This is a genomic window from Pseudomonas sp. 2848, from assembly GCF_003253945.1.
Classification (GTDB): domain Bacteria; phylum Pseudomonadota; class Gammaproteobacteria; order Pseudomonadales; family Pseudomonadaceae; genus Aquipseudomonas.
On the sequence record NZ_QKZD01000011.1, the window covers coordinates 137,976 to 157,011 of the forward strand.

The window sequence follows — 19,036 nt, forward strand, 5'->3', positions numbered from 1 at the left end:
GCGCTCTTACCGGGCCGAAGCGAGTTGAGTGAAAGCGGAACCGAGCCACTGCTGCACACCGCTCATGGTGGCGGCAGAGGTGTCGAGGAACGGCTGTGGATACACGCCCAGCAGGATCAAGAGGCCAGCCAGGCCCAGCACCATGATCAGCTCGCGACTGTCCATGCCGGCCAGCACGGTGTCGGCCTTGGCCGGACCGAAGTAGGCGCGGTGGATCATGATCAGCGAGTACACCGAGCCGAACACAAGGCCGGTGGTGGCGATCACGGTGATCCATGGGACGTGGGCGAAGCTGCCGATCAGGATCAGGAACTCGCCGACGAAGTTGCCGGTACCCGGCAGGCCCAGCGAGGCGGCGGCGAAGAACAGGCTGATGGCTGGCAGATAAGCGATGCGGTGCCACAGGCCACCCATCTCGCGCATGTCACGGGTGTGCAGGCGCTCGTACAGCTGGCCGGCCAGGATGAACAGCGCGGCGGCCGACAGGCCGTGGGCCAGCATCTGGATCACCGCGCCCTGCAGGGCCTGCTGGCTGCCGGAGTAGATGCCGATCAGCACGAAGCCCATGTGCGAGACGCTGGAGAAGGCCACCAGGCGCTTGATATCGGTTTGCGCGAAGGCCAGGAAGGCCCCGTAGAAGATACCGATCAGGCCCAGGGTCATGGCGATCGGCGCGAACTCGGCCGAAGCGTTCGGGAACAGCGGCAGGGCGAAGCGCAGCAGGCCGTAGGCCGCGGTCTTCAGCAGGATACCGGCCAGGTCCACGGAACCGGCGGTCGGCGCCTGGGCGTGGGCGTCCGGCAGCCAGGAGTGGAACGGCACCACCGGCAGTTTCACCGCGAAGGCGATGAAGAAGCCCAGCATCAGGATGTACTCGACGCCGGCCGGCAGTTCGGCCTTGAGCAGGTCGCTGTAGTTGAAGGTGATTACGCCAGTGCTGTTGTAGTTGACCAGCACCAGACCGAGGATCGCCACCAGCATGATCAGGCCGCTGGCCTGGGTGAAGATGAAGAACTTGGTCGCCGCGTAGATCCGCGTCTTCTTGCCGTCCGACGAGCTGTGACCCCAGAGCGCGATGAGGAAGTACATCGGCACCAGCATCATTTCCCAGAAGAAGAAGAACAGGAACAGGTCCAGGGCCAGGAACACACCGACCACGCCGCCGAGAATCCACATCAGGTTGAGGTGGAAGAAGCCGACGTGGCGCTGGATCTCTTTCCACGAACACAGCACCGACAGCACGCCGAGCAGGCCGGTGAGCAGGATCATCAGCAGCGACAGGCCGTCGAGGGCCAGGTGGATGCTGATGCCGAAGCGCTTGATCCACTCGACCTTGTATTCGAGGGCCCAGGCCGGTTCGGCACCCGGCGCCGGGGCCAGTGTGTAGTTGCCGTTCGCCCACAGCCACAGGCCGATGCCAAGCAGCAGGGACATGGTCAGCAGCGCGATCCAGCGCGGCAGGGTGGAGCCGAAGCGCTCACCCAGCCAGCACAGGAAGCCGCCGATGAAGGGGATCAGGATCAGCCAAGGCAAAATCATGACGGGTTGGTTTCCTTTGGCAAAGTCGCAAGATTCATGGTCATACCGCGGCCACTACCACGGCACCGAGTACCAGTACGGCACCGACGGCGATCGAAGCGGTGTACCAGCGCAGCTGGCCGGTCTCGGTCTTGCTCATGGCGACGTGACCGCCGCGAGCCAGGCGAGGAATGAGGCCGATGCTGCGGTCAACCGGATCCTTGCGCAGGATGTGGCTGATCAGCAGGTAAGGTTTGACGAAGAGCTTGTCGTAGATCCAGTCGAAGCCCCAGGCGGCGAACCACCAGGCCGACAGGACGCGACCGATACCACTGTTGGCGATCGCGGTGACCAGGCGACGCTTGCCCAGGAACAGCAGGGCCGACAGCAGGATACCGGCGATGGCGATGGCGCCCGAGGCGATTTCCAGCGAGTGCTTGGCTTCGCCACCGGCGTGGCCGGCGCTTTCAGGCAGCACGCCTGCCAGTGGCGGGTGGATCCAGGCGCCGACGAAGGTCGACAGCACGATCAGCACGCCCAGCGGCAGCCAGTGGCTGATGCCGTGGCCGGCGTGGGCTTCGGTCTTGGCTTCGCCGTGGAAGGCGATGAAGATCAGGCGGAAGGTGTACAGCGAGGTCATGAATGCGCCGACCAGGCCGGCGTACAGCAGGCCGCTGTTGCCGCTGGCGAAGGCTTCCCAGAGGATCTCGTCCTTGGAGTAGAAGCCCACGGTCAGGATCGGCAGGGCGGCCAGGGCGGCGCCACCGACCACGAAGCTGGCATAGGCCAGCGGCAGCTTCTTCCACAGGCCGCCCATCTTGAAGATGTTCTGCTCGTGGTGGCAGGCGACGATCACCGCACCGGAGGCCAGGAACAGCAGGGCCTTGAAGAAGGCGTGGGTCATCAGGTGGAAGATCGCCGCGTCCCACGCGCCAACGCCCAGGGCCAGGAACATGTAGCCGATCTGGCTCATGGTCGAGTAGGCGAGGATACGCTTGATGTCGGTTTGCACCAGGGCGGCGAAGCCGGCCAGGACCAGGGTCACGCCGCCCACGACGCCAACCAGGTGCAGCACGTCCGGCGCCAGCAGGAACAGGCCGTTGGTACGGGCGATCAGGTACACGCCCGCGGTCACCATGGTGGCGGCGTGGATCAGTGCCGAAACCGGGGTCGGGCCGGCCATCGCGTCGGCCAGCCAGGTCTGCAGCGGCAGCTGGGCCGATTTACCGACCGCGCCACCCAGCAGCATCAGGGTCGCCAGGACCATCCAGGTGTCACCGGCCTGGAACTTCTGCGGCGCCAGTACCAGCAGTTCCTGCACGTTCAGGGTACCCAGCTGGACAAACAGGATGAACAGGCCGATGGCCATGAACACGTCGCCGATGCGGGTGACGATGAATGCCTTCAGTGCCGCGTTACCGTTGTTGCGGTTGCTGTAGTAGAAACCGATCAACAGGTACGAGCACAGGCCCACGCCTTCCCAGCCGAAGTAGATGAACAGCAGGTTGTCGCCCAGCACCAGGAACAGCATGCTGGCGATGAACAGGTTGGTGTACGAGAAGAAGCGCGAGTAGCCGGCTTCGCCACGCATATACCAGGAGGCGAACAGGTGGATCAGGAAGCCCACGCCGGTGACCACGCCCAGCATGGTGACCGACAGGCCATCCACGTACAGGGTGAAGTTCGGCGCGAAGCCGTCCACCGACATCCACTGCCATAGCAGCTGGCTGTAAGCGCCGCCTTCAGGCGGGGCGACGTTGAACTGCCAGATCACGTAGGCGGCGGTGGCCGCCGATAGACCGACCGAGCCGACGCCGATCAGCGCCGACAGGTTCTCGGACCAGCGGCCGCGCGAGAACGACAGCAGCAGGAAGCCGATCAGGGGGAATACGAACGTCAGGAAGATAAGGTTCATCCGCGCATCTCACTGGCAGCATCGATGTCGAGAGTGTGGAAGCGGCGATACAGCTGCAGCAGGATCGCCAGGCCAATGCTGGCCTCGGCGGCTGCCAGGCTGATCACCAGAATGAACATCACCTGGCCGTCGGGCTGGACCCAACGGGCACCGGCGACGATGAACGCCAGGGCAGCGGCGTTCATCATGACTTCCAGGCTCATGAGCACGAAGAGGATGTTGCGGCGGACCATCAGGCCAACCAGACCTAAGCAGAACAGGATGCCGGCGACCGCCAGACCATGCTCGAGAGGGATAGCACCCATGATTTACTCCTTCGCCTCGTTGCGGCCCAGGTGGAAGGCGGTGACGGCTGCCGCGAGCAGCAGCATCGACGCCAGTTCGACCACCAACAGGTACGGCCCGAACAGGCTGATGCCGACCTCTTTGGCGCTGACGGTGGTACCGCTGATGGCGGCGCCCGACGGGGTGACGAACAGCACGTAGAGCAGCTCCAGCAGCAGCAGGGCGGCGAGGATCACAGGCCCCGCCCAGATGCCCGGCTTGAGCCAACCACGCTCTTGCGCGACCGAGGCCGGCCCGAGGTTGAGCATCATCACCACGAAGACGAACAGCACCATGATGGCACCGGCGTAGGCGATCACTTCCAGGGCACCGGCGAAGGGGGCGCCGAGGGAGAAGAAGATCATCGCCACGGAAATCAGCGAGATGATCAGGTAGAGCAGGGCGTGCACCGGGTTGGTGCCGGTCACCACGCGCAGCGTGGAGACAACGGCGACACCGGATGCGAAGTAGAAAGCGAATTCCATCTTTCTGTCCTTATGGGAGCAAGCTCTTCACGTTGATCGGCTCGGCTTCGTTCTGTGCAGAGCCCTTCGGCTTGCCAGCGATCGCCATACCCGCAACACGGTAGAAGTTGTAGTCAGGGTTCTTGCCGGGGCCGGAGATCAGCAGATCTTCTTTCTCGTACACCAGGTCCTGACGCTTGAACTCGGCCATTTCGAAATCCGGAGTCAGCTGGATCGCGGTGGTCGGGCACGCCTCTTCGCACAGGCCGCAGAAGATGCAGCGCGAGAAGTTGATGCGGAAGAACTCGGGGTACCAACGGCCGTCCTCGGTCTCGGCCTTCTGCAGCGAGATGCAGCCGACCGGGCAGGCCACCGCGCAGAGGTTGCACGCCACGCAGCGCTCCTCGCCGTCGGGGTCGCGGGTGAGGACGATGCGGCCACGGTAGCGCGGCGGCAGGTACACGGGTTCTTCGGGGTACTGCAGGGTGTCGCGCTTGCGGAACCCGTGGGAGAACACCATTGCCAGGCTGCGCAGCTGGGTGCCGGTGCCCTTAACGATGTCGCCGATATACTTGAACATGGGTCAAATCCTCACTGGGCCGCGACGGCTGGCGTGTTGTAAAGCACGATCGCAGCGGTCACCAGCAAATTGATCAGGGTCAGCGGCAGGCAGAACTTCCAGCTGAAGTCCATCACCTGGTCATAGCGTGGGCGCGGGATCGAGGCGCGCAGCAGGATGAACAGCATGATGAAGAACGCGGTCTTCAGGGCGAACCACAGGAACGGCACCTGCGGCAGCAGGCCGAACGGGCCGTGCCAGCCACCGAAGAACAGGGTCACCAGCAGCGCCGAGATGAGGATGATGCCGATGTACTCACCGACGAAGAACATGCCCCATTTCATGCCGGCGTATTCGATGTGGTAGCCGTCGGCCAGTTCCTGTTCCGCTTCCGGCTGGTCGAACGGGTGACGGTGGGTCACGGCGACGCCAGCGATGAAGAAGGTGCAGAAGCCGAAGAACTGCGGAATGATGAACCACAGGTTCTGGGCCTGGTAGTCAACGATGTCGCGCATGTTGAACGAACCCACCTGCACCACCACGCCCATCAGCGCCAGGCCCAGGAACACTTCGTACGACACGGTCTGCGCCGAGGCCCGCAGGCTGCCGAGCAGGGCGTACTTGTTGTTCGACGACCAGCCGGCGAACAGCACGGCGTAGACCGACAGGCCGGCCATGGCGAAGAAGAACAGCAGGCCGATGTTCAGGTCGGCCACGCCCCAGCCCGGGGTGATCGGGATGATCGAGAAGGCGATCAGCAGCGCACTCATGGCCACCACAGGCGCCAGGGTGAAGATCATCTTGTCGACGAAGGGCGGGTTCCAGTCTTCCTTGAAGAACATCTTCAGCATGTCGGCGGCGATCTGGAACATGCCGAACGGGCCGACGCGGTTCGGGCCGTAGCGGTCCTGCCACCAGCCCAGCAGGCGACGCTCGACGAAGCTGAGCAGCGCGCCGCAGACCACCACGGCCAGCAGCACCACGATGGCCTTGACGACCTGAATGATCACATCGATCACTTCGGGGGTGAACCAGCTCATTGTGCTGCCTCCTGCAGGCCTTCGACGGCTGCACCGAAGATGGCGGGCGGAATGCCGGCCAGGCCTTTGGGCAACGCAACCAGGCCAGCGCCCAGTTCTTCATTGATACGCAGCGGCAGGCGCAGTGACACGCCGGCCACGTTCAGGCTCAGCATCGCACCGTCGTTGACGCCCAGGCGGTCGGCTTCGGACTTGGCCAGGCCGACGTAGGCGGCCGGAATGCGCTCCTGCACCGGGGCGGCGCGGGAGGAGGACTCTTCGCTGCCGAACAGGTGGAAGAACGGTACCGCGGTCCAGGTGCCGCGAGCCGGGTTGAACGCGCCCGGGATGGCGCTGAACCAGCTCAGGCGATCGCCTTGCGACTCGATCAGGCGCACGCCCGGGTCACCGGCACGCAGGTGGCCACCGACTTCGTCCTGGAACTTGTTCCAGGCTTGCGGCGAGTTCCAGCCCGGCGACCAGGCGAACGGCACCTGCTGGCGCGGTTCGGCCGAGCCCGAGTAGCCTTCCATGGAGAAGGCGAACGCGGTGTCCTTGTCCTGTGGGGTACGCGGCTCGTGCACGCTGATGTTGGCGCGCATGGCGGTACGGCCGGAGTAGCGCAGCGGCTCGCGGGCCAGTTTCATGCCCTTGATGCGGAATGCGGCGCTTGGCGCTGCGTTGACGATGCCGGCCAGTTGCGGGGCGGCTTCGGCGCAGGCGCTGGTGACGTGGTCCAGTTGGGTCCAGTCCACCGGCTTGTTCAGCAGGGTCGCACGCAAGGCGTGCATCCAGCGCCAGCCTTCGTGGATCTGGATGCTGCTGTCCAGGTACTGCGGGTCGAACACCTGGAAGAAGCGCTGGGCACGGCCCTCCTGGCTGACCAGGGTGCCGTCGCCTTCGGCGAACGAGGCGGCTGGCAGCACCAGGTGGGCGCGGTCGACTGTTGGGGTTTTCGAGTGGTCGGCGACGATCACCACCTTGGCCGCGGCCATGGCTGCGTCGACCTTGGCGGCCGGTACGCGGGCGTACAGGTCGTTTTCCAGCACGACGATGGCGTCGGCCTTGCCGCTGATCACGGCGTCCAGCGCCGCGTCGACGGACTCACCGCCCATCATCGCCATGCCCAGGCTGTTGGCCTCAGGCACGACCAAGCTCAGCGAACCGTTCTTCTCGCGCAGCTTGAGGGCCTTGGCGATGTTGGCGGCGGCTTCGATCAGCGCAGGATCCGCCAGCGAGGTACCGGCGACCACCAGCGGGCGGTTGGCAGCGACCAGGGCGTCGGCGATGCGCTGGGCCAGGGCTTTGGCTTCAGTGTCCAGGCCTTCGACGGCAGGGGCGCTTGGGTCGATGGCGTGGGCCACGGCGAAACCGATGCGGGCCAGGTCCGCAGGTGCGGCGTGTACACACTCTTCGGCCACGTCGTCCAGCTTGGTTTCAGCCAGCGAAGCGATGAACAGCGGGTACAGCGCGTGCTGGCCGATGTTCTTCACCGCGGCGTCCAGCCAAGGCTGCACGCGCATGGCGTCAGCCATGGCCTCGGCCTTGCCCTTGGTGGCCTGGCGCACGGCCAGGGCAACACGGGCGGCGGTCTGGGTGAGGTCTTCGCCGAGCACGAACACGGCGTCGTGGTCTTCGATGTCGCGCAGGGTCGGCACCGGCAGCGGGCTGTCGTTCAGCACGTTCAGCGCCAGGCGCACGCGGGCCAGTTCGCCAGCTTCCATACCGGAGTAGAAGTATTCGGCACCGACCAGCTCGCGCAGGCCGTAGTTGCTCTCGAGGCTGGCGCGTGGCGAGCCGATACCGACGATGGTGCGGCCGCGCAGCAGGTCGGCGGCCTTGTCCAGGGCGGCGTCGAGGGACAGCTTGGTGCCGTCGGCCAGGTGTGGCTGGCGTGGGCGGTCCTTGCGGTTGACGTAGCCGTAGCCGAAGCGGCCGCGGTCGCACAGGAAGTACTGGTTCACCGAGCCGTTGAAGCGGTTCTCGATGCGGCGCAGTTCGCCGTAGCGCTCGCCGGGGCTGATGTTGCAACCGCTGGAGCAGCCATGGCAGATGCTCGGGGCGAACTGCATGTCCCACTTGCGGTTGTAGCGCTCGGAGTGGGTCTTGTCGGTGAACACACCGGTCGGGCAGACCTCGGTGAGGTTGCCGGAGAACTCGCTTTCCAGCACGCCGTCTTCGACGCGACCGAAGTACACGTTGTCGTGGGCGCCGTATACGCCCAGGTCGGTGCCGCCGGCGTAGTCCTTGTAGTAGCGCACGCAGCGGTAGCAGGCGATGCAGCGGTTCATCTCATGGGCGATGAACGGGCCGAGGTCCTGGTTTTGGTGGGTACGCTTGGTGAAACGGTAGCGGCGCTCGTTGTGGCCGGTCATTACCGTCATGTCTTGCAGGTGGCAGTGACCGCCTTCCTCGCACACCGGGCAGTCGTGCGGGTGGTTGGTCATCAGCCATTCGACGACGCTGGCGCGGAACGCCTTGGACTCTTCGTCTTCGATGGAGATCCAGGTGCCGTCGGAGGCAGGGGTCATGCAGGACATGACGATACGACCACGGGTGTCGTTCTCGTCGGTGTACTGCTTGACTGCACACTGCCGGCAGGCACCGACGCTACCAAGCGCCGGGTGCCAGCAGAAATAAGGGATATCGAGGCCGAGTGACAGACACGCCTGTAACAGGTTGTCTGCACCGTTGACTTCGAGCGCTTTGCCGTCTACGTGGATAGTGGCCATTGTTCAAAGTTCTTCGTTGGCCCGCGTGAGCGGGCGTGGCTAATGGAAATCTGTACGCCTGTGGCACGCCACGCTTCATGCGGGCCGGCCTGCAGGCTGGCGGGTGGCACGGACCACCCGCGTTCTATCTTTTTATGCGCCGACCACAATCGGCTTCGCCAGGTTCGGGCGCAGAGTGTCGGTAGCAGTTGCTGGCGCGACACCGGCCTCGAACTCGGACCTGAAGTATTTGATGGCACTGCCCAACGGCTCGACGGCACCTGGTGCGTGAGCACAGAAGGTACGGCCTGGGCCGAGGAAGTTGACCAGCCCCAGCAGCGTCTCGATGTCTTCGGCGCGGCCTTGGCCGTTCTCCAGCGCGCGCAGCATCTTCACGCTCCACGGCAGGCCGTCACGGCAAGGGGTGCACCAGCCGCACGATTCGCGGGCGAAGAACTCTTCCATGTTGCGCAGCAAGGACACCATGTTGACGCTGTCGTCCACCGCCATGGCCAGGCCGGTACCCATACGGGTGCCGACCTTGGCGATGCCGCCCGCATACATCTGCGCATCGAGGTGCTCGGGCAACAGGAAGCCGGTACCGGCGCCACCAGGCTGCCAGCACTTGAGCTTGAAGCCGTCGCGCATGCCGCCAGCGTAGTCCTCGAACAGCTCGCGGGCGGTGACGCCGAACGGCAGCTCCCACAGGCCCGGGTTCTTCACCTTGCCGGAGAAGCCCATCAGCTTGGTGCCGTGGTCTTCGCTGCCTTCGCGGGCCAGCGACTTGTACCAGTCGTTGCCGTTGGCGACGATGGCCGGCACGTTGCACAGGGTCTCGACGTTGTTCACGCAGGTCGGCTTGCCCCACACGCCGACGGCGGCAGGGAAGGGCGGCTTGGAGCGCGGGTTGGCGCGACGGCCTTCGAGCGAGTTGATCAACGCGGTTTCTTCGCCGCAGATGTAGCGGCCGGCACCGGTGTGCACGAACAGCTCGAAGTCGAAACCGCTGCCGAGGATGTTCTTGCCCAGCAGGCCGGCGGCCTTGGCTTCATCGATGGCGCGGTTGAGGTTCTTCGCCGCGGTGGTGTATTCGCCACGCAGGAAGATGTAGCCACGGTAGGCCTTCAGCGCGCGGGCGCTGATCAGCATGCCCTCGACCAGCAGATGGGGCTGTTGCTCCATCAGCATGCGGTCTTTCCAGGTGTTGGGCTCCATTTCGTCCGCGTTGCACAGCAGGTAGCGGATGTTCATGGATTCGTCTTTGGGCATCAGGCCCCACTTCACGCCAGTGGGGAAGCCCGCGCCGCCACGGCCCTTGAGGCCGGAGTCCTTGACACTCTGCACGATGTCGTCGGCGGACATGTCGGCCAGCGCCTTGCGCGCGGCGGCATAGCCGTTCTTCGATTCATACTCGGTTAGCCAGACCGGCTCGCCGTCGTCACGCAGGCGCCAGGTCAGCGGGTGGGTTTCGGCCGAGCGCGCGATGCGGTTGGCCGGGCCGAAGGAAGTGATGGTCATACGTAACCCTCCAGCAGCTTGGAGACGCCGGCAGGTTGCACGTCGCCAAAGGTGTCGTCGTCGATCATCAGCGCCGGGGCCTTGTCGCAGTTGCCCAGGCAGCACACCGGCAGCAGGGTGAAGCGTCCGTCCGCGGTGGTTTGGCCGAGGCCGATGCCCAGTTCGCTCTGGATCTGGCTGACCACCGACTCATGGCCGCCGATGTAGCAGACCATGCTGTCGCACACGCGGATGATGTGACGGCCGACTGGCTGGCGGAAGATCTGGCTGTAGAATGTGGCCACGCCCTCGACGTCGCTGGCGGGGATGCCCAGCACTTCGCCGATGGCGTAGATGGCGCCATCCGGCACCCAGCCGCGCTCTTTCTGCACGATCTTCAGGGCTTCGATGGACGCCGCGCGCGGGTCCTCGTAGTGGTGCATCTCGTGCTCGATGGCCGAGCGCTCGGTTTCGCTCAGGGCGAAACGGTCGGTTTGGATAAGCGTGCTGTTCATGCTTAGCGGTCCACGTCAGCCATAACGAAGTCGATACTGCCCAGGTACGCGATCAGGTCCGCGACCATGCTGCCTTTGATCACCGAAGGGATCTGCTGCAGGTGCGGGTAGCTCGGGGTACGGATCCGGGTGCGGTAGCTCATGGTGCCGCCATCGCTCGTCAGGTAGTAACTGTTGATGCCCTTGGTCGCCTCGATCATCTGGAACGACTCGTTGGCCGGCATGACCGGGCCCCACGAGACTTGCAGGAAGTGGGTGATCAGGGTCTCGATGTGCTGCAGGGTGCGCTCTTTCGGCGGCGGCGTGGTCAGCGGGTGATCCGCCTTGTACGGGCCTTCCGGCATGTTGCGCAGGCACTGGTCGATGATGCGGATGCTCTGGCGCATTTCCTCGACACGGACCATGCAGCGATCGTAGGCATCGCCGTTGTGGGCCAGCGGTACTTCGAACTCGAAGTTCTCGTAGCCGGAGTAGGGGCGCGCCTTGCGCAGGTCGAAGTCGCAACCGGTGGAGCGCAGGCCGGCACCGGTGGTGCCCCAGGCCAGGGCTTCCTTGGTGTTGTACGCGGCAACGCCAATGGTACGGCCCTTGAGGATGCTGTTCTGCAGGGCAGCCTTGGTGTATTCGTCGAGGCGCTTGGGCAGCCATTCGACGAAGTCCTTGACCAGCTTGTCCCAGCCGCGCGGCAGGTCGTGGGCGACGCCACCGATGCGGTACCAGGCCGGGTGCAGGCGGAAACCGGTGATCGCTTCGATCACGGTGTAGGCGCGCTGGCGGTCGGTGAAGGTGAAGAACACCGGGGTCATGGCGCCGACGTCCTGGATGTAGGTACCCAGGAACAGCAGGTGGCTGGTGATGCGGAAGAATTCGGCGAGCATGATGCGGATCACGTCGACCTTCTGCGGCACCTGGATGCCGGCCAGCTTTTCCACCGCCAGTACGTACGGCAGGTTGTTCATCACCCCGCCGAGGTAGTCGATACGGTCGGTGTAGGGGATGAAGCTGTGCCACGACTGACGCTCGGCCATCTTCTCGGCGCCACGGTGGTGGTAGCCGATGTCCGGGACGCAGTCGACGATCTCTTCGCCGTCCAGCTGCAGGACGATACGGAAGGCACCGTGGGCCGAAGGGTGGTTGGGGCCGAGGTTGAGGAACATGTAGTCCTCGTTGGCGCCCGAACGCTTCATGCCCCAGGCTTCCGGGTTGAAGCGTGCCGATTCCTCTTCAAGCTGCTGCTTGGCCAGGGTCAGGCTGTAGGGGTCGAATTCGGTGGCGCGGGCGGGGTAGTCCTTTCGCAGCGGGTGACCTTCCCAGGTCGGCGGCATCATGATGCGGCTCAGGTGTGGGTGGCCGGCGAAGTCGATGCCGAACATGTCCCAGACTTCACGCTCGTACCAGTTGGCGTTGGGCCAGATGCCGGTCACGGTGGGCAGGTTCAGGTCGCCTTCGCTCAGCGACACCTTGATCATCACGTCGCTGTTACGCTCGACCGACAGCAGGTGGTAGAACACGCTGAAGTCGGCGGCCGGCAGGCCGCGGCGCTGAGTGCGCAGGCGCTCGTCGACGCCGTGCAGGTCGTACAGCATGCTGTACGGCTTGGCGACGTTGCGCAGGAAGGTGAGGATTTCCTTGAGCTGGGCACGCTTTACCCACAGTACCGGCATGCCGGTACGGGTTTCCTGGGCGACGAAAGCGTCGGCGCCGAATCGGTTGTGCAGTTCGACGACCACATCCTGGTCGTCAGCCTTGTAAGGCGGAATATAAATAGCGTTGTCCGCTGTCATGGTCTCGGTCGCTTTGGGTCAACGTTAAGAATGAAGCCAGGCCGCCGGCTCCTGGGGGAGCGGGCGGCAGGTCGCTGGATCAGACTTCGTCGGGGCTGCGCAGGTTGGTTACCGCGATACGCTGTTCGCGACGCAGGTCTTTCTGGGCGGGCATCTCGGCACGGTAGATGCCTTGATCGCCAACCACCCAGGAAAGCGGGCGTCGCTCCTGGCCGATCGACTCCTGCAGCAGCATCAAGCCTTGCAGGAACGCCTCGGGGCGCGGTGGGCAGCCGGGCACGTACACGTCCACGGGGAGGAACTTGTCGACCCCCTGAACGACCGAGTAAATGTCGTACATGCCGCCGGAGTTGGCGCACGAGCCCATGGAGATGACCCACTTGGGTTCGAGCATCTGCTCGTACAGGCGCTGAATGATCGGCGCCATCTTCACGAAGCATGTACCGGCGATGACCATGAAGTCGGCCTGACGCGGCGAGGCCCGGATGACTTCGGCGCCGAAGCGGGCGATGTCGTGGGGCGCCGTGAAGGCCGTGGTCATTTCCACGTAGCAGCAGGAAAGGCCGAAGTTGTACGGCCAGAGGGAGTTCTTGCGACCCCAGTTGACCGCGCCACGCAGCACATCTTCGAGTTTCCCCATGTAGATGTTCTTGTGGACCTGGTCTTCCAGCAGTTGATCGGTGACGGTTTCCCGTTCACCGACCGGATACTGCTCGTTAGGTGCGTCCGGATCGATTCTGGTGAGATTGTATTGCATGCCAAAGCCTCATTGTTTCAGCTTCGCTTGCCGCTTGCGGCGACCTTCGGGAGCCCAATCGAGCGCCCCGACGCGCCATAGGTAGACAAGACCTGCCAACAGAATTGCTATGAAAACGAGTGCTTCGACGAATCCGGTCCAGCCGCTTTCGCGGACGGACACAGACCATGCATACAGGAAGAGGGCTTCGATATCGAAGATCACGAACAGCATCGCGACCAGATAGAATTTGGCGGACAGGCGCAGGCGGGCGCTGCCGACGGGCAGCATGCCGGATTCGAAGGGTTCGTTCTTGGCGCGACCCCAGGCCTTGCTACCGAGCAGGCTGGACAGGCCGAGCATGAAGGCACACAGGCCGACGACACCCAGGAGGAAGATGGCAAAGCCCCAGTTGTGGGCGATGAGTCCTGCCGAATCGGACATGCTAGAAATCCTTATACAGAGACCCAGCTCTGCAGTCTGAAATAAGTAGAGCGGCGACGTGGTGTCGCAGACGCAGTGACCAAATGTCGCAGCTGAATCAATCGCGCTGATTTTATGGGTAAACCCAGTGCAAGTAAAATTTCCGTTGCAAATTTATTCGTAGGTTTAAGAACAAAAATCTTTCGTAACTGGCTGAAAGCCTTGAGTTTCGGGCATTGCACGTGGATTTGTTAATTATGTTTCTTACCTCGCGTAATGACTGGTTAGTTGCGTAATGATAATTGATATCATTTAACCTGGGCTGTATTGTTTTAGCTGTTCTGGGCCTTGCAAAGTTCATCAGCCGATCTGTCCGCTTGCAAATGCGAAAAACTCTCGTTCTAGCAGCTTCCGGCGCAGCGCGTACCGCTCTGGATCAATGCTTTGTCGTTTGTGCTGCGGCTGACCGACGCGGCAATGAGCCACTGGCCAAGCCAGTAGGACAGGATGATCAGGTACTCGGCAGCGGCAAACGGGCTGACGAAGCGGTCGATGCCGATCAGGCTGTCGGAGAAGACGAAGGCGCAGGCACCCAGTGCGGCGACACCGCCGCAGGCCAAGGCGCGCCAGAGCATGCAGCCGATCGCCAGGGCATACAGCGCCACCGGGATCAGCAGTGGGCCCAGGCCGTGGCTGGCGAGCAGGCCGAATAGCGAGGCGCCCACCAGCAGTGCGAGGGCCAGTGACGGGTAGGCCGGGCGTTGAGTCAGGCTGCAGTAACCGCGAAGGTACGCCAGGTGGGCGCAAAGGAACGCGGCCAGGCCGAACACGAACAGATCGCGGGGGATGGCCAGGAGGATGTCGCCCAGTACCGAGAAGGCCAGGCCGATCATGATCCAGCGACGGTAGGGCGTAGTGGGCATGGTCCTAAGCCAGGCGATCAGGGCCAGTACCGGAATGGGTTTGACCAGTAGGCCAAGCAGGGCATTGTCGCTCGCCAGTGCATATAGATAGCAGGTGGCGGCTGCGACGGCGATCAGGATCAGGTGGCTTGGACGAGGCATGGGCGGTCCTTGCTGCTGGGTAGCCACAAGCATAGACCTGATCTGCGGTATTGCCCGTGCCGGCCCTTTCGCGGGGCTGCAATGTTGCGTGGGAGCGGGCTTGCCCCGCGAAAGGGTCGGTACAGGCAAGAAGAAAGGCCCAGGGCTTTCCAAGCCCCGGGCCTTCCTGTTCAACAGTTCACCAGACTCAGTGGAACTGCTCTTCCTCGGTCGAACCGGTCAGTGCGGTTACCGACGATGCACCACCCTGGATCACGGTGGTCATGTCGTCGAAGTAGCCGGTGCCGACTTCCTGCTGGTGCGCCACGAAGGTGTAGCCTTTACTGGCGTCGGCGAATTCCTGCTCTTGCAGCTTCACGTAGGCGGTCATGTCGTTGCGGGCGTAGTCGTGCGCCAGGTTGAACATGCCGTGCCACATGTTGTGGATGCCGGCCAGGGTAATGAACTGGTGCTTGTAGCCCATGGCCGACAGTTCGCGCTGGAACTTGGCGATGGTGGCGTCGTCCAGGTTCTTCTTCCAGTTGAAGGAAGGCGAGCAGTTGTACGACAGTAGTTGGTCCGGGTATTCCTTCTTGATCGCTTCGGCGAAGCGACGGGCTTCGTCCAGGTCCGGCTTGGCGGTTTCGCACCAGATCAGGTCGGCATACGGCGCGTACGCCAGGCCGCGGGAGATCGCCTGGTCGAGGCCGGCGCGGACTTTGTAGAAGCCTTCACGGGTACGCTCGCCGATCACGAACGGCTGGTCGTACGGGTCGCAGTCGCTGGTCAGCAGGTCAGCGGCGTTGGCGTCGGTACGGGCCAGGATGATGGTCGGTACACCGGCAACGTCGGCGGCCAGACGGGCAGCCACCAGCTTCTGTACGGCTTCCTGGGTCGGTACCAGTACCTTGCCGCCCATGTGGCCGCATTTTTTCACCGAGGCCAGCTGGTCTTCGAAGTGCACGCCGGCGGCGCCCGCTTCAATCATGTTTTTCATCAGTTCGTAGGCGTTCAGTACGCCGCCGAAACCGGCTTCGGCGTCAGCCACGATTGGTGCGAAGTAGTCGATGTAGCCTTCGTCACCTGGGTTCTTGCCAGCTTTCCACTGGATCTGGTCGGCGCGGCGGAACGAGTTGTTGATGCGCTTGACCACGGTCGGTACCGAATCAACCGGGTACAGCGATTGGTCGGGGTACATCGACTCGGCCGAGTTGTTGTCGGCGGCAACCTGCCAGCCGGACAGGTAGATGGCCTGGATGCCGGCCTTGACCTGTTGCACTGCCTGGCCGCCGGTCAGGGCGCCCATGCAGTTGACGAAATCTTTTTCTGGGCGGAAGGACGGGTGGGCACCTTGGGTGACCAGCTTCCACAGTTTTTCCGCGCCCTGGCGAGCCAGGGTGTGCTCCGGTTGCAGCGAGCCACGCAGGCGAACGACATCGGCGGCGGTGTAGGTACGGGTCACGCCTTTCCAGCGCGGGTTTTCGGCCCAGTCTTTCTCGAGGGCTGCAATTTGCTGTTCGCGTGTCAGTGCCATGGAAATAAACCTCGTCGCATCGATCTTGAGTGTAATTGTGCTGATGCTCGGATACGCGGGTCAGAGGGCCAGGCTGTGCTGTCCGGGGGAGTGCGGCGGCGAACGGGGAAGTGCGAAGGGGAAGGGTGGGCAGGCCAGGCGAAGGTGTGCCCTGCAGGTTGGCTCGTGGATGCCTTGCTGCGGTGCGACGCGATTGCCAGAACTGCGGTGATGCGCTTCCGTCCCTCGGGACAACTTCTTCGTTGCAGTCGCAATCCCGTCGAACCGCCTTGTGGGCCGTATGGACACGAGGTGCCTCCACGGTGGGAGGAGCGCACCTCGAAGACCCTAGCCAGGGCCTCTGATTAGCGGGAGCGAGGCCATCATGCCCTTGGCGAAAACAGCCTGTCAAACACTTTGTAGTGCTTTTTTGGGCTTACTACATCTTTGGTCTAATGCGACTTGGCGGTCAGTTTCAAGGCCCTTGGTCGAGGCCTTGAATTGCCTGGGTTCAGTCGAGAAGGTCGACTTTGACCCGCAAAGTCATGTTTTCACCGCGCTGGGTGCTGTAACTGAGGCTTGACGCACTGCGATCGGACTGACTCTGCTGGTTGAATCCGGCCAGGGTGATCCACTCGCCGAGCTTGCCGGTGACGGTCGTGTCGGTGCTCTGCACTTTCACTACATCGGCACGTTCCTGGCTCATTCGGTCGTTATTGGTGCTGATTTGCAGGCGAACGTTATCACCGCTCAGGCGTGGCGTGACGTAGAAGCCCTGGGTAACGTTGCGGTATTCGGTGTTGCTCTGGATGCGCCCGTAACCGTCGGTGGAAGTACTGGTGACGGGGATGCTCTGGCCCACCTGGATCAGTGCCGGCTGGCCGTCGCTGGCCTGTACCTGCTGCATGCCGCCTTCGCGGTTGGCGGTGCCGTAGCGGATCACGCGGGCATTGCCGCGGTTGTCCTGGAAGTTGCTGTCGTTGTTGTCGACGCTGATCAGCAGGCGTTTGGGCGCGGTGTCGAGCTGTTGCAGCAGGGCGCGCAGATCGTCAATGCGTTCCTGGCTGGCGTTGACGATCAGCTTGTCCTCGAAGGTGCTGACGCTGCCGTCCTTGCCCAGGAAGGACTGGGCGGCGGGCAGCAGTTCGGCGCTGCTGCGGTGTTGCAAGGGAATGACCTCGGTGGCGGCCTGGGCCGTAAGGCTGGCGGCCAGCAGCAGCGAGGCGAGGAGGGGGCGTAGCGGCATGTCCATGATCTCCGCGGGTGGAATGGACATGATGGCAAATTTGTCGGCATCTTGCTGGTTGTGGATCACAGCGGCATGCACAGGTCGGCTTTTCAGTGGTTGCAGTCAGGCAAATTCCGTAACATCCCGATCCTCGATTTCGAGCTCATTCCCTCGGCATTACGCTCCCACGCAGCGTAATGCCGGGGTTGTTTACAGGAACTCCATGAAACCCGCACGCCTACGCGCCGACCTGCTCGCCGGCCTCACCACTTCGTTCGCCCTGGTACCGGAGTGCATCGCTTTCGCCCTGGTGGCCCACCTCAACCCGCTGATGGGCCTGTACGGTGCCTTCATCATCTGCACCCTGACCGCGCTGTTCGGCGGCCGCCCGGGGATGATCTCCGGCGCCGCCGGTTCGATGGCGGTGGTCATCGTCGCCCTGGTGGTGCAGCACGGCGTCCAGTACCTGCTGGCCACGGTGCTGCTGGGCGGGCTGGTGATGATCCTGTTCGGCGCCCTGCGCCTGGGCAAGCTGGTGCGCCTGGTGCCGTACCCGGTGATGCTCGGCTTCGTCAACGGCCTGGCTATCGTCATCGCCCTGGCCCAGCTGGAGCACTTCAAGGAAGGCGAACACTGGCTCAGCGGCGCGCCGCTGTACCTGATGATCGGCCTGGTGGCGTTGACCATGCTGGTGGTCTACGTGCTTCCCAGGCTGACCCGCGCCGTGCCGCCGGCGCTGGTGGCGATCCTCGGCGTCGGCCTGCTGGTCTACCTGCTTGGCCTTCCAACCCGCACCCTCGGCGATATGGCGCACATCGCCGGCGGCCTGCCAAGACTGGCGATGCCGGACATCCCCTGGAACCTTGAGACCTTGAAGATCATCGCGCCTTACGCGGTGCTGATGGCCATGGTCGGCCTGCTGGAAACCCTGCTGACCCTCAACCTCACCGACGAGGTCACCGAGAGTCGCGGTTACCCGGACCGCGAGTGCGTGGCCCTGGGCGCGGCCAACATGGTCTCGGGCCTGTGCGGCGGCATGGGCGGTTGCGCGATGATCGGCCAGACCGTGATCAACCTCAGCTCCAATGGCCGTGGTCGATTGTCGGGCGTGGTGGCGGGGGTGATGATCCTGCTGTTCGTGCTGTTCCTGTCGCCGCTGATCGAACGTATTCCGCTGGCGGCATTGGTGGGGGTGATGTTCGTGGTGGCCCAGCAGACCTTCGCCTGGGCATCGCTGCGGGTGCTCCACAAGGTGCCGGTGAGCGATGTGCTGGCGATCATCGCCGTGACCGTGGTCACGGTGTTCACCGACCTGGCCACGGCGGTGCTGTTCGGTATCGTCATCGCGGCCATCAATTTTGCCTGGCAGCACGCGCGCGAGCTGTATGCCGACAGTCATGAGGACGCCGAGGGGAGCAAGCATTACCAGGTGCACGGCACGCTGTTCTTCGCCTCGACCACGCCGTTCCTCAACCAGTTCGACCCGGCCAACGACCCGGCCAAGGTGACGCTGGATTGCCAGCACCTGAGCTTTGTCGATTATTCGGCGATCGCGGCGCTCAAGACCCTGCGCGAGCGCTATGCCAAGGCGGGCAAGCAGTTGCGGGTGGTGCATCTTTCCGAACGCTGCAAGAAGCTGTTGAAGCGGGCAGGGGAGCAGCATTGAAGGCAATGGTTGCCTGCACCGGCCCTATCGCCGGCAAGCCGGCTTGTGTCTTGAAAGGCTCTTAGACTGAAGGGGTGAGAGCGGTGGATGGCAGACTGCAAGCCGGCGGTGCCCTAGAGCA

The 19,036-nt window shown here is 63.6% G+C and carries 16 protein-coding genes; 1 reads left to right on the top strand and 15 read right to left on the bottom strand.

The window, feature by feature from the left end:
• Window positions 1-6: 6 nt before the first annotated feature.
• From nuoM to DFS21_RS21455, 15 genes are all read right to left on the bottom strand, one after another.
• Window positions 7-1,539 carry an NADH-quinone oxidoreductase subunit M gene (gene nuoM, locus DFS21_RS21385; protein ID WP_102685132.1) on the bottom strand — a complete coding sequence of 511 codons (1,533 nt, stop codon included), beginning with the start codon at window positions 1,537-1,539 and terminating at the stop codon, window positions 7-9.
• A 40-nt stretch (window positions 1,540-1,579) separates the two neighbouring features.
• Complete coding sequence (gene nuoL, locus DFS21_RS21390) at window positions 1,580-3,433, bottom strand: NADH-quinone oxidoreductase subunit L (RefSeq protein ID WP_102685133.1); 1,854 nt, start codon at window positions 3,431-3,433, stop codon at window positions 1,580-1,582.
• Window positions 3,430-3,738 carry an NADH-quinone oxidoreductase subunit NuoK gene (gene nuoK / locus DFS21_RS21395; RefSeq protein ID WP_023631349.1) on the bottom strand — a complete coding sequence of 103 codons (309 nt, stop codon included), beginning with the start codon at window positions 3,736-3,738 and terminating at the stop codon, window positions 3,430-3,432. Before nuoK ends, nuoL begins: the two co-directional genes overlap by 4 nt.
• Before the next feature lie 3 nt (window positions 3,739-3,741).
• The gene (nuoJ, locus tag DFS21_RS21400; protein WP_023631348.1) at window positions 3,742-4,242 is read right to left on the bottom strand and encodes an NADH-quinone oxidoreductase subunit J; all 501 of its coding nucleotides are present in this window, start codon (window positions 4,240-4,242) and stop codon (window positions 3,742-3,744) included.
• 10 nt (window positions 4,243-4,252) lie between these two features.
• The gene (nuoI, locus tag DFS21_RS21405) at window positions 4,253-4,801 is read right to left on the bottom strand and encodes an NADH-quinone oxidoreductase subunit NuoI (RefSeq protein WP_003251442.1); all 549 of its coding nucleotides are present in this window, start codon (window positions 4,799-4,801) and stop codon (window positions 4,253-4,255) included.
• An 11-nt stretch (window positions 4,802-4,812) separates the two neighbouring features.
• The gene (gene nuoH, locus DFS21_RS21410) at window positions 4,813-5,820 is read right to left on the bottom strand and encodes an NADH-quinone oxidoreductase subunit NuoH (RefSeq protein WP_046855038.1); all 1,008 of its coding nucleotides are present in this window, start codon (window positions 5,818-5,820) and stop codon (window positions 4,813-4,815) included.
• Window positions 5,817-8,531, bottom strand: a complete 2,715-nt coding sequence (gene nuoG, locus DFS21_RS21415; protein ID WP_111533048.1) for an NADH-quinone oxidoreductase subunit NuoG — start codon at window positions 8,529-8,531, stop codon at window positions 5,817-5,819. The genes nuoH and nuoG overlap by 4 nt, the downstream gene beginning before the upstream one ends.
• 132 nt (window positions 8,532-8,663) lie before the next feature.
• Window positions 8,664-10,028: an NADH-quinone oxidoreductase subunit NuoF gene (gene nuoF, locus DFS21_RS21420; protein ID WP_110700800.1), complete on the bottom strand. Its 1,365-nt coding sequence runs from the start codon at window positions 10,026-10,028 to the stop codon at window positions 8,664-8,666.
• A complete protein-coding gene (gene nuoE, locus DFS21_RS21425) occupies window positions 10,025-10,522 on the bottom strand; it encodes an NADH-quinone oxidoreductase subunit NuoE (protein ID WP_012313767.1) in 498 nt (165 codons plus the stop codon). Before nuoE ends, nuoF begins: the two co-directional genes overlap by 4 nt.
• Before the next feature lie 2 nt (window positions 10,523-10,524).
• Window positions 10,525-12,306 carry an NADH-quinone oxidoreductase subunit C/D gene (gene nuoC / locus DFS21_RS21430; protein ID WP_023630474.1) on the bottom strand — a complete coding sequence of 594 codons (1,782 nt, stop codon included), beginning with the start codon at window positions 12,304-12,306 and terminating at the stop codon, window positions 10,525-10,527.
• Window positions 12,307-12,385: 79 nt separating this feature from the next.
• Complete coding sequence (locus DFS21_RS21435; RefSeq protein ID WP_008096180.1) at window positions 12,386-13,063, bottom strand: NADH-quinone oxidoreductase subunit B family protein; 678 nt, start codon at window positions 13,061-13,063, stop codon at window positions 12,386-12,388.
• Between the two features lie 9 nt (window positions 13,064-13,072).
• A complete protein-coding gene (locus DFS21_RS21440; protein WP_011534614.1) occupies window positions 13,073-13,486 on the bottom strand; it encodes an NADH-quinone oxidoreductase subunit A in 414 nt (137 codons plus the stop codon).
• 380 nt (window positions 13,487-13,866) lie between these two features.
• A complete protein-coding gene (locus DFS21_RS21445) occupies window positions 13,867-14,529 on the bottom strand; it encodes a lysoplasmalogenase (RefSeq protein ID WP_110700798.1) in 663 nt (220 codons plus the stop codon).
• 187 nt (window positions 14,530-14,716) lie between these two features.
• On the bottom strand, window positions 14,717-16,042 hold the full coding sequence (gene aceA, locus DFS21_RS21450; RefSeq protein WP_110700796.1) for an isocitrate lyase: 1,326 nt from the start codon (window positions 16,040-16,042) through the stop codon (window positions 14,717-14,719).
• A gap of 490 nt (window positions 16,043-16,532) precedes the next feature.
• A complete protein-coding gene (locus DFS21_RS21455; RefSeq protein WP_173862476.1) occupies window positions 16,533-17,297 on the bottom strand; it encodes a secretin N-terminal domain-containing protein in 765 nt (254 codons plus the stop codon).
• Between the two features lie 175 nt (window positions 17,298-17,472).
• Between DFS21_RS21455 and DFS21_RS21460 the strand changes: the two genes are divergently transcribed.
• Window positions 17,473-18,915, top strand: coding sequence for a SulP family inorganic anion transporter (locus DFS21_RS21460; protein WP_111533049.1), 1,443 nt, complete (start codon window positions 17,473-17,475; stop codon window positions 18,913-18,915).
• The last annotated feature ends 121 nt before the right edge of the window (window positions 18,916-19,036 follow it).

What these genes read in the sequence shown, in the direction of transcription:
- nuoE (WP_012313767.1), bottom strand. Translation starts at nt 10,522, where the DNA reads ATGAACAGCACGCTTATCCAAACCGACCGTTTCGCCCTGAGCGAAACC.
- nuoJ (WP_023631348.1), bottom strand. Translation starts at nt 4,242, where the DNA reads ATGGAATTCGCTTTCTACTTCGCATCCGGTGTCGCCGTTGTCTCCACG.
- nuoI (WP_003251442.1), bottom strand. Translation starts at nt 4,801, where the DNA reads ATGTTCAAGTATATCGGCGACATCGTTAAGGGCACCGGCACCCAGCTG.
- DFS21_RS21440 (WP_011534614.1), bottom strand. Translation starts at nt 13,486, where the DNA reads ATGTCCGATTCGGCAGGACTCATCGCCCACAACTGGGGCTTTGCCATC.
- DFS21_RS21445 (WP_110700798.1), bottom strand. Translation starts at nt 14,529, where the DNA reads ATGCCTCGTCCAAGCCACCTGATCCTGATCGCCGTCGCAGCCGCCACC.
- nuoG (WP_111533048.1), bottom strand. Translation starts at nt 8,531, where the DNA reads ATGGCCACTATCCACGTAGACGGCAAAGCGCTCGAAGTCAACGGTGCA.
- nuoM (WP_102685132.1), bottom strand. Translation starts at nt 1,539, where the DNA reads ATGATTTTGCCTTGGCTGATCCTGATCCCCTTCATCGGCGGCTTCCTG.
- nuoC (WP_023630474.1), bottom strand. Translation starts at nt 12,306, where the DNA reads ATGACAGCGGACAACGCTATTTATATTCCGCCTTACAAGGCTGACGAC.
- nuoH (WP_046855038.1), bottom strand. Translation starts at nt 5,820, where the DNA reads ATGAGCTGGTTCACCCCCGAAGTGATCGATGTGATCATTCAGGTCGTC.
- nuoF (WP_110700800.1), bottom strand. Translation starts at nt 10,028, where the DNA reads ATGACCATCACTTCCTTCGGCCCGGCCAACCGCATCGCGCGCTCGGCC.
- DFS21_RS21455 (WP_173862476.1), bottom strand. Translation starts at nt 17,297, where the DNA reads ATGTCCATTCCACCCGCGGAGATCATGGACATGCCGCTACGCCCCCTC.
- aceA (WP_110700796.1), bottom strand. Translation starts at nt 16,042, where the DNA reads ATGGCACTGACACGCGAACAGCAAATTGCAGCCCTCGAGAAAGACTGG.
- DFS21_RS21460 (WP_111533049.1), top strand. Translation starts at nt 17,473, where the DNA reads ATGAAACCCGCACGCCTACGCGCCGACCTGCTCGCCGGCCTCACCACT.
- DFS21_RS21435 (WP_008096180.1), bottom strand. Translation starts at nt 13,063, where the DNA reads ATGCAATACAATCTCACCAGAATCGATCCGGACGCACCTAACGAGCAG.
- nuoK (WP_023631349.1), bottom strand. Translation starts at nt 3,738, where the DNA reads ATGGGTGCTATCCCTCTCGAGCATGGTCTGGCGGTCGCCGGCATCCTG.
- nuoL (WP_102685133.1), bottom strand. Translation starts at nt 3,433, where the DNA reads ATGAACCTTATCTTCCTGACGTTCGTATTCCCCCTGATCGGCTTCCTG.